General features: G+C 29.8%; 9 protein-coding genes. All 9 read right to left on the bottom strand.

The genetic code is table 11. The features are described from left to right. On the bottom strand, positions 1-806 hold an 806-nt coding region (locus ACTTA5_RS04495; protein ID WP_440648271.1), incomplete at its 3' end, for a glycosyltransferase family 2 protein. Then, a complete protein-coding gene (gene lepA, locus ACTTA5_RS04490; protein ID WP_440648269.1) occupies positions 803-2,611 on the bottom strand; it encodes a translation elongation factor 4 in 1,809 nt (602 codons plus the stop codon). The genes ACTTA5_RS04495 and lepA, both read right to left, overlap by 4 nt. Before the next feature lie 5 nt (positions 2,612-2,616). Continuing rightward, positions 2,617-5,025: a phenylalanine--tRNA ligase subunit beta gene (gene pheT / locus ACTTA5_RS04485; RefSeq protein ID WP_440648267.1), complete on the bottom strand. Its 2,409-nt coding sequence runs from the start codon at positions 5,023-5,025 to the stop codon at positions 2,617-2,619. Beyond that, positions 5,022-6,089, bottom strand: a complete 1,068-nt coding sequence (gene pheS, locus ACTTA5_RS04480; RefSeq protein WP_440648265.1) for a phenylalanine--tRNA ligase subunit alpha — start codon at positions 6,087-6,089, stop codon at positions 5,022-5,024. Before pheS ends, pheT begins: the two co-directional genes overlap by 4 nt. Before the next feature lie 40 nt (positions 6,090-6,129). Next, a complete protein-coding gene (gene rplT, locus ACTTA5_RS04475) occupies positions 6,130-6,486 on the bottom strand; it encodes a 50S ribosomal protein L20 (RefSeq protein ID WP_440613511.1) in 357 nt (118 codons plus the stop codon). Between the two features lie 2 nt (positions 6,487-6,488). Further along, positions 6,489-6,695: a 50S ribosomal protein L35 gene (gene rpmI / locus ACTTA5_RS04470; protein WP_023854436.1), complete on the bottom strand. Its 207-nt coding sequence runs from the start codon at positions 6,693-6,695 to the stop codon at positions 6,489-6,491. Positions 6,696-6,748: 53 nt separating this feature from the next. Then, positions 6,749-7,294: a translation initiation factor IF-3 gene (infC, locus tag ACTTA5_RS04465; RefSeq protein ID WP_075505925.1), complete on the bottom strand. Its 546-nt coding sequence runs from the start codon at positions 7,292-7,294 to the stop codon at positions 6,749-6,751. Continuing rightward, a complete protein-coding gene (gene thrS / locus ACTTA5_RS04460) occupies positions 7,295-9,211 on the bottom strand; it encodes a threonine--tRNA ligase (RefSeq protein ID WP_262590114.1) in 1,917 nt (638 codons plus the stop codon). Then, complete coding sequence (locus ACTTA5_RS04455) at positions 9,212-10,366, bottom strand: glycosyltransferase family 4 protein (RefSeq protein ID WP_440648263.1); 1,155 nt, start codon at positions 10,364-10,366, stop codon at positions 9,212-9,214. Between the last annotated feature and the right edge of the window lie 15 nt (positions 10,367-10,381).

Here is a 10,381-nt window from a genome sequence, read left to right as displayed (position 1 = left end):
AAAAATGTTTTAAAAAAATATTTTAATATATTTTTAAGAAGAAAATTTAAATACTCTGATTTTGAAGAATATTTATGCTTAAAATATAAAGATGACCATATAAAATGCCAATTTCTAGACATATCCGACTTAAGAGCATTTTCTTTTTTATGTGATCCAAATCCAATATGATGAACAATAGAACTTTTTACTTTTATTATTGGTAAGTTGCTTTTTCTTAGTCTTAAGCACAAATCTAAATCCTCTAAATATGTATAAATATTTTCATCCCAGCCATTAATTTTGTTTATTATACTTTTTTTAAAAAATATAGCAGTGGAATTCACTGCATCTACACAACAATCTCCATCGGGAATTATTTTTACTACTTTAGATTTATTTTTAAAATTTATTATTTTTCCTTTTTTATCCAAATGTAAGTTTAAAGAATTGTATTTACTATATTTATTATCCTCATAAACATGAGGTGCAAGTATGCCAAAGTTTTGATATTTAGTCGAAGCTTCTATTAATTTTTGTATAGCATCCCTATGAAATGTAACATCTGGTTGTGTAATTAAAATATTTTCGTATTTAGTTTTTTTTAAAGCATAGTTAAATGACATCGGTAAACCTACGTCACCAATTTTAAAATGTCTTAAATTATGATCAGAGTTTTTAATTAAATCACTAAGATAAGCATCATCTCCATTATCAACAATTATTATATCAACATTTTTTGGAAGAGTTTCTAAACATTTGTTAATTATGTTACCTGGATAAAATGTAGGAATAATTATTGAAATTTCATTAAATATATTCATCATCCATCTTTGTTAATTTTAAGAACTCCTATAAAAGCTTCCTGGGGTATCTCTACTCTTCCAAATTGTTTTGATCTAGCTTTTCCTTTTTTTTGTTTTTCTAATAATTTTCTTTTTCTATCTGTAGCTCCACCACCATGAATTTTTGTTAAAACATCTTTTTTAAAACCTTTAATAGTTTCTCTAGCAATAATTTTTCCACCAATTGCAGCTTGAACAGGGATCATAAAATTATGTCTTGGAATAAGGTCTTTTAATTTTTCACAAACTTCTCTCCCTGTTTTTTGTGCAAAATCTTTATGTATCATCATAGCCAAAGCATCAACTGGTTCAGCATTCACTAAAATACCAAGTTTTACTAAATCGCCTTCTCTATGCTCAATTATTTCATAATCAAAACTTGCATATCCACTTGTCATTGACTTAAGTCTGTCATTGAAATCAAATACAACTTCATTTAATGGAAGTTCATAATTTACTACTGCTCTACTTCCAGAATAGCTAAGGTTGGTTTGAATTCCTCTTTTGTCCTGGCACATTTTAATTATTGAACCTAAGTATTGATCTGGAGTAATAATAGTTGCCTTAATCCAAGGCTCTTCAATATATTTTATTAGTGTAGGATCAGGTAAACTTGATGGATTTTGTAAATCCATAGTATCACCATTATTTAAATGAACTTTATAAACTACTCCTGGTGTTGTCGTTAATAAATTAACATCAAACTCTCTTTCAAGTCTTTCTGTTACAATTTCTAGATGAAGCAAACCTAAAAACCCACATCTAAATCCTAAACCTAAAGCCGAAGATGACTCTGGTTCAAAAGAAAAGCTAGCATCATTTAATTGTAACTTTGCTAAACCATCTTTTAATTTTTGAAACTCTGAGCTATCTACAGGAAATAATCCACAAAATACTACAGGTTTACTTGGTTTAAAACCTGGTAAAGCCTCTTTTAATGGTTTTGTTGCGTCACAAATTGTATCTCCAACTTTTGTTTCAGATAACACTTTTATACCTGTTGTTATAAAACCTATCTCTCCTGTTTTTAATTCAGTAATATCAACTGGCTTTGGAGTAAAAACACCAACTTTTTCAACTATATATTCTTGATTTGTCGACATCATTTTGATCTTCATATGTTTTGAAAGCTTCCCGTCTATAACTCTAACTAAAATGACAACACCTAGATAAGTATCGTACCAACTGTCTACTAATAAACATTTCAAATCTGATGAACTTTCTCCTTTTGGTGCTGGTAAAGTTGTTATAATTTGCTCTAAAATATCTCCTATTCCCTCACCAGTTTTTCCAGAACAAGGAATGGCATTCTCAGTATCTATCCCAATAACTTCCTCAATTTGTTTTTTTGTTCTTTCTAAATCAGAAGCTGGTAAATCTACTTTATTTAAAACTGGGACAATTTCATGATTTGTGTCTAATGCTTGGTAGACGTTTGCTAAAGTTTGGGCCTCAACTCCCTGTGTACTATCTACAATCAAAATTGAACCTTCACACGCATATAATGATCTACTTACCTCATAGCTAAAATCTACATGGCCTGGTGTATCTATAATATTTAGAATATATTCTTTTCCGTCTTTAGCTTTATAATTTAGCTTTACTGTTTGAGCTTTAATGGTGATACCTCTCTCTCGTTCAATATCCATTGAATCTAAAACTTGAGCTTTCATCTCTCTTTCTGTTAGCCCCCCACAACTATGAATTATTCTATCTGCAATAGTAGATTTTCCATGATCAATGTGTGCGATGATTGCAAAATTTCTTATATTATCGATTGAACTCATTGGCTTTAGGATCGAATTTTAGCGCCAGTTTTATTTTCGACTGTTTCTATAATTGACTTATTTATTTGATCTAAATCCGCTTCTTTAAGAGTTTTTTCTCGAGATTGAATTGTAACACTGATCGCAATTGATTTTTGGTTTTCAGGAATATTATCACCCTCATAAACATCAAAAACTTTAATGTTAGAAATCAAATTTTTATCAACATTTGATACAACATTTACCAAATCTTGAACCTTAATTTTCTTATCAACTATAAAAGCAAAATCTCTTTCTGACTTTTGATAATCTGAAACAGAATATTTTGTTTTTTGATCTTTCAAAGATTTTTTTGGTAATTTTAAATTATCAAGAAATATTTCAAAACCTACTAAAGATTCGGTTTTCATATCTATTTGCTTAATGATATTTGGATGAATTTCACCAAAGTATGCAGCTACGCTTTCTTTACCTCTGTTCAAAAATAATCTTCCTGATTTACCTGGATGATAATAATCAGGAGTTTCGTCATCAATAAAAAATTTTTCTGCATCGTAACCTGCTTCAACTAAGGTTTGAACTACATCTTTTTTAATATCAAATACATCGACATTTCTTTCTTTTTCCAACCAAGAAAGACGAGATTTTTTTCCAGCAGATAAACCACAGATTACTATATTTTGTTCACCAGGTTGTTTTCCAAAAAATGTTGGTCCTATTTCAAAAATAGATAAATCTTTAAATCCTCTATCTATATTTTTGCTCATATACATAATTAAATTTGAAAATATTGAATTTCTTAAAACTCCTAATTCTGAACTTATAGGGTTCACAATTTTTAATTCATCATTTTGTCCTTTGAAATGATCATTATATTTTGCATCTGTAAAAGACCAAGTAATTGCCTCCAAATAACCTTTTGAAGCAACAGATCTTTGAAGGAAATGAAACAATTTTTGAGTTTGTGTTAAAGTAGATTTTTTTCTCTCTTTGATTGGCTCTTCTAACTTGATTTTATCATACCCAACTATTCTTACCAATTCCTCAACAACATCTATTTCCTGAGTAATATCTGGTCTCCAGGAAGGGATAGTTAATTTAAAAACTTTTTTATCTTTTTTACATTTAAAACCTAAGTTATCTAAAATTTTTAACATATCTTTTGTTAAAATTTTAAAACCTGTAACTTTTTCAAATGAACTTGGATCAAATTTAATTATTTGATTTTTAAATGTACTAATTTTTTGAATATCTATTTTACTAATTTCACCACCACAAATTTCTTTAATTAAAAAAGCTGCTTTATTTAAACCTTCTTCAATTGACAATTGGTCTATTCCTCTTTCAAATCTAAATTTTGCATCTGTATCAATATTTAATTCTTTTGCTGTTTTTCTGATTGATCTTGGATCAAAATAAGCTGACTCGATTAAAACATTTTGTGTATCAATTTCTGTTCCAGATCTTGTGCCTCCAATGATACCACCTAGTCCTAAAACACCTTTATCATCGCTAATTACACACATGTCATCTTTAAGCTTATAATTTTTATTATCTAAAGCTGTAAACTCTTCACCAGATTTTGAGTTTCTAACAATTATATCTTTTTGAATTTTATCCGCATCATAAGCATGTAATGGGCGATTAATATCAATCATTACATAATTTGTAATATCAACGATTGCTGAAATAGGTTTTTGACCTATAGAAATTAATTTATCCTTTAACCACTTTGGGCTTTCAGTATTTTTTACATTTGTTACCAAACAGCTCCCAAAAGAAAAACATCCTTGATTTTTTTCATTTGTAATTTTTACTTTAACTTTTTGAGATTTTTTTGATTTTATTTTTTGTTCTTTAATTTGTTTTAATTTACCAAAACCTGCAGCTGCTAAATCTCTAGCTACTCCTCTAACACCAAGACAGTCAGGTCTGTTGGGTGTGATTGATAAATCAATCAAATTAGAACTAGATTGAATAAAAAAACTTTTTCCAATACTATTGTTGTATTTCGAGGATGAAAGCTCAGTAATTCCATCGCTTTCCTCAGACAAATTGAGTTCGGATTCAGAACAAAGCATACCATAAGATGTAACATCTCTGATTTTTGCTATAACTAATTTAGTTTTATTTTTTGGAATAACCGCACCAGGAGGAGCATAAATAGTGATCAAACCTTCTCTAGCATTTGGTGCACCACATACCACTTTCTTAATCTCTTTTTCACCTACATCAACATCACAAACTTTTAAACGGTCTGCATTAGGATGTTTTTCAGTTTTTAAAATTTTTGCTACTTTGAATAAGTCTAAACCTTCAGATAAATTTTCAACACTTTCAACTTCAAGTCCAATATCAGTTAATTTCTCAAGTAACTTCTCTTCTTTAGCACTTACAGATAAGTGATCTTTTAACCAATCAAATGTTATCTTCATCGACTTAGACCTCTATAATTTGTGGGTACATCAAGTGGATCAAATCCAAAGTGATTTAACCATCTATAATCACAGTCAAAGAAAGCTCTTAAATCATTAATACCGTATTTTAGCATTGCCAACCTGTCTATACCTATGCCAAATGCATATCCTTGGTATTTAGCAGGATCAACTTTAACATTTTTTAAAACATTTGGATGAACCATTCCACATCCTAAAATTTCAAGCCACTGATCTCCTTCTCCTATAACAATTTTACCATCTTTAATTTCGTAACCAATATCTACTTCTGCAGATGGTTCTGTAAAAGGGAAATGACTTGGTCTAAATCTCATTTTGATTTTTTCCACTTCAAAGAACTCTTTAATAAAATAATTTAAACATCCCTTTAAATGACCCATGTTAATATCTTTATCTATATGAAGGCCCTCAACCTGATGGAACATTGGCGCATGTGTTTGATCACTATCTGATCTATATGTTCTACCTGGAGCAATAATTTTAAACGGTGGCTTGTCTTTTAACATAGTTCTAATTTGAACTGGTGAAGTATGCGTTCTTAATAGAACTTCCTTATTTTCGTCCAAATAAAAAGTATCGTGCATGTCACGAGCTGGGTGATTATCTGGAGTGTTTAATGCAGTAAAATTATTATATTCGTTTTCTACATCTGGTCCTTCTTCAACACTAAAACCTATTTCTGAAAAGATAGATGAAATCTCATCTATCGTTTGAGATACAGGATGGATTTTACCTCTAACAAAAGATCTCCCTGGTAAAGTTATATCAACTCTTTCTTTTTCAAGTTTTTGATTAATTTCTTTTGTCTCAATTTCTTTAATCTTTTCAGAAATTAAAGATTGAAGTTCATCCTTTATTTTATTTAAATCAGCTGCAAAAGTTTTTCTATCAGACTCTGGAATTGATCCTACTGTTTTGAATAAAGATGAAATTTGACCATTTTTTCCAAATAACTCTGTTTTGATTGAATTGATTTCATCTAAACTTAGCTCATTCTTGAGCTTTGATAAAAATTGATCTCTAATATTTTTTATGTCTGACATATTAGTAGATTATTTCCTTAAGAAATAAAAACAATAGAGATTAATTTAAAGCGGATTGGGCTTTTTGTACAATTGTTTTAAATGCTTCTGGACTATCGTAGGCAATTTCAGCTAAAATTTTTCTATCTATTGTAACACCACATTTACTTAAACCATTAATAAATTTTGAATAAGTCATACCCTCTGCTCTTACACCGGCATTAATTCTCTGTATCCATAATGATTTGAAATCTCTTTTTTTATTTCTTCTATCTCTATAAGCATACTGCATGGATTTCTCCATAGCTTGTTTAGCAACTCTGATAGTATTTTTTCTTCTGCCCCACTGACCTTTTACAGCTTTCAAAACTTTCTTATGTTTTGCTTTACTTGTTACGCCTCTTTTAACTCTTGCCATTGTTACCCTCTTAAACTGTAAGGCATGTATGATTTAACAATTTTGCCATCTTGTTTAGACAAAGTTGTAGTGCCTCTTAATTTTCTAATTTGTGAATTCGTTCGTTTAATCATACCGTGTCTTTTACCTGCTTGAGCAGATATAACTTTACCCTTAGCTGATATTTTAAATCTTTTTTTTGCAGAGCTTTTTGTTTTTAATTTTGGCATAATTCTGCGGACTTATACAAAGAATGTTTAAATTTTACAACCTCTATTAAGGCTTATAAAGGTTGAATTACCATAATCATTTGCTTCCCATCAAATTTGGGTTGCAACTCTACTCTACCAATATCCTTCATATCCTCTTTAATTTTACCCATCAGTTCATTGCCTAAATGAGAGTGTTGGAGCTCTCGCCCTTTAAATCTGATAGTAAATTTAACTTTATCTCCTTTAGAGATAAATTTTTTTGCATTTTTGACCTTAAATTCGTAATCATGAGTTTCTGTTACAGGTCTCATTTTAATTTCTTTTAATGAAATTATTTTTTGTTTCTTTTTTGCAAGATTTGCTTTTTTTTGAGCATCATATTTATACTTACCCATATCCATGATTTTACATACTGGTGGGTTAGCATTGGGTGCGATTTCAATTAAATCTAATCCTTGGTTTTTTGCCATTGATATAGCTTCGTTAGTACTGATCACTCCAAGATTTTCACCATCACTTGCAATTACTTGAACATCTGGTGAAGATATTCGGTTATTAGATCTTGGACCTCTATCCTTTGTTCTTCTTTGAAAGTAATTTTGTTTAAAATCTGCCACTTAGTTTGATGATGCTTTATTTAAAGCAGAGAAAGTTTTTAAAAATGAATCTATATCCATATTTTCTTGTTTATTAGAGTCTAACCTTCTAATCGTTACTGAATTGGAGTCAACTTCTTTTTTACCACAAATTAATAAAAGAGGTATTTTTGCTAAAGAATGATCTCTAATTTTATAGTTTAAATTATTATTTTTAATATCAACTGCAGAACTTATGCCCGCATCTTTAATTTTTTTAGATACTTCTATTGCGTAATCATTAAATTCTTCTGAAATTGGAATTACCATTGTTTGTAAAGGCGAAATCCAAAAAGGAAATTTACCAGCATAATTTTCAATCAATATTCCTATAAATCTTTCTAGAGAACCAAATAGAGCTCTATGAAGCATAACAGGAACTTTTTTTGTTCCGTCCTTATCAACATATGATGCATCTAATCTTCCAGGTAAATTTAAATCAACTTGTAAAGTTCCACATTGCCAATCTCTTCCGATAGCATCTCTTAAAACAAATTCAATTTTTGGCCCATAGAAGGCACCTTCACCTTTATTAATACTATATTCTAACTTAGAAGCTTTAACTGCTTCAAGAAGTGAAGCTTCTGCCTTATCCCAAACCTCATCATCTCCAACTCTAACCTCCGGTCGATCAGCATATTTTAAAATCACATTTTCAAAACCAAGATCTTTATAAATATCTAATATTAAATTTGTTACATTTAAACACTCACTCGTAATTTGATCTTCTGCACAAAAAATATGCGCATCATCTTGTGTAAAAGCTCTTACTCTAAGCAAACCATGTAAAGCACCTGATGGTTCGTAACGATGAACCTTACCAAATTCTGTGATACGTAATGGAAGATCTCTATAACTTTTCAATCCTTGATTAAATACTTGTATATGACCTGGACAATTCATTGGTTTTATCGCAAAGACTTTTTCATCAGGAGTTTCTGATGTGTACATATTTTCTCCATACTTTTCCCAGTGACCAGATTTTTCCCACAATTGTCGGTCTAAAATTTCAGGTGTATTTACCTCTTTGTATCCAGCAGCATCCTGTCTGCTTCTCATATAATTAATTAATTTTTGAAATAATGCCCACCCTCTCTCATGCCAAAAAACTGAGCCTGGACTTTCTTCTCTAAAATGAAACAAGTCCATTTCTTTTCCTAATTTTCTATGATCTCTTTTTTCTGCTTCTTCTATTCTTTTTAGATGCTCATCTAAATCTTTTTGAGAAGCCCAGCTTGTACCATAAATTCTTTGAAGCATTTCATTGTTTGAATCACCCCTCCAATAAGCTCCTGAAACTTTCATTAATTTAAAGTATTTACCTATTTTACCTGTTGAAGAAAGATGAGGTCCTCTACAAAGATCATGCCAATCTCCATGAAAATAAATTGAAACATCCTCATTCTCTGGTATTGCCTCAATTAACTCGGCTTTATAGATTTCACCTTTTTTTTTAAAATGATCTATGGCTTTATTTCTATCCCAAACTTCTCTTTTGGTAATCTCGTCTCGATCAACAATTTCTTTCATTTTATTTTCAATCTTTGCTAAATCATCTTCTGTAAACGGATCTTTTCTAGCAAAATCATAATAAAATCCGTTTTCAATTACAGGGCCAATCGTAACTTGTGTTCCTGGAAACAATTCTTGTACTGCCATTGCTAATATGTGAGCAGTATCATGTCTAATGGTTTCTAGACCTTCAGGATTTTTAGATGTAAAAATTTTTACTGAACAGTCTTTCTCAATTAGATGTTCTAAGTCTTTTAACTCACCATCTACACTTATCACCATTGCTTGTTTAGCTAATGATTTGCTAATTTTTTCTGCTACTTCTAATCCAGTAACTTTATTTGGGAAATCAATATTATTTCCATCAGGTAATGTAATTATAGGCATTTAATTTATTAATCTTTTATACTCTGAATAAGTAGAAAAGCACATTTTTTCAACATTAAATTTTTGAACTATATTTTTTCTTCCTTCAACACCAATTAATTTTAATTGAGTTTCATCAATTGTCAGTGTTTTTAAAATTTTCTGACTTAAAGACTTTGCATCACCCGCTTTAAATAAATAGCCTGTTTTTTCATCAATGACAGTCTCATTAGAGCCACCAATATTACTCGCAATAATTGGTTTCTCCATAGATTGGGCCTCTACAGAAACTCTACCAAAAGCTTCTGGTTCAATAGAAGCTGAAACAATTATATCAGACACTTTGTAAGCTAACGCCATATCTTTGCAGTGATCGATAAATCTTAGCTGTTTAGTTAACCTATATTGTTCTGAAAGTCTTATTAGTTTTTTTTTATACAAGTCTCTTCCCTGATCACTTCCAAGGATAACAGCATAAAATGCTTCATAACCTAATTCAATATTTGTCAGATTAATTGCTTCAATAAATACCTCTTGTCCCTTCCAGGTAGTTAATCTACCAGGCAAAAGTATAATCTTTTTATCTTTTTCTATTTCCCATTGTTTTAATAATTTTTTTTCTTCAGTTTCAAGTTTTGTAGTAGGATCAAAATAATCAACATTAATTCCCCTAAATACTACTAATAATTTTTTTTTTTGATTTAAATAATTTGAATAATTTTCTTTGATGTGTGAAAAAATAAAATTTGATCCTGCAATAATTAAATCAGATCGAACCATTACTGAATTATATAATTTTTTCAAATTACTTTTAAAATTATAAGTTCCATGAAATGTAGTTACAAACTTTCTGCTTGTTATCTTGGAGGCTATTAAACAAGACCATGCAGGCGCTCTACTTCTGGCGTGTATGATCGAAATATTATTAATTAAAATAATAAAAGTTAAAATTATTGCATTAATTAAAATTAATATTGGATTTTTACTCTGAACTGGAAGTCTAAAAACTTTTACTTTATTTTTATCTACAAATTTAAGTAACTCACCACCACTAGTAACTATAAATGACTTACAACCGTTTTCTGGCAAATAGTGAGCAATATCATAACAGCCGGTCTCTGCACCACCATATCCAAGTTTTGGTATTACTTGCAAAACTTTTAAATTAGATGACATTTGATATGATTATAT

This window comes from Candidatus Pelagibacter sp. HIMB1521 (assembly GCF_052047875.1).
Classification (GTDB): domain Bacteria; phylum Pseudomonadota; class Alphaproteobacteria; order Pelagibacterales; family Pelagibacteraceae; genus Pelagibacter.
The sequence above is the reverse complement of the archived record's forward strand: the minus strand, read 5'-3'. Positions and strand labels throughout refer to the sequence as shown.

Bases quoted from the DNA above. Each gene is read 5' to 3' on its own strand.
- lepA (WP_440648269.1), bottom strand. From the start codon at position 2,611: ATGAGTTCAATCGATAATATAAGAAATTTTGCAATCATCGCACACATT.
- pheT (WP_440648267.1), bottom strand. From the start codon at position 5,025: ATGAAGATAACATTTGATTGGTTAAAAGATCACTTATCTGTAAGTGCT.
- pheS (WP_440648265.1), bottom strand. From the start codon at position 6,089: ATGTCAGACATAAAAAATATTAGAGATCAATTTTTATCAAAGCTCAAG.
- rplT (WP_440613511.1), bottom strand. From the start codon at position 6,486: ATGGCAAGAGTTAAAAGAGGCGTAACAAGTAAAGCAAAACATAAGAAA.
- rpmI (WP_023854436.1), bottom strand. From the start codon at position 6,695: ATGCCAAAATTAAAAACAAAAAGCTCTGCAAAAAAAAGATTTAAAATA.
- thrS (WP_262590114.1), bottom strand. From the start codon at position 9,211: ATGCCTATAATTACATTACCTGATGGAAATAATATTGATTTCCCAAAT.
- ACTTA5_RS04455 (WP_440648263.1), bottom strand. From the start codon at position 10,366: ATGTCATCTAATTTAAAAGTTTTGCAAGTAATACCAAAACTTGGATAT.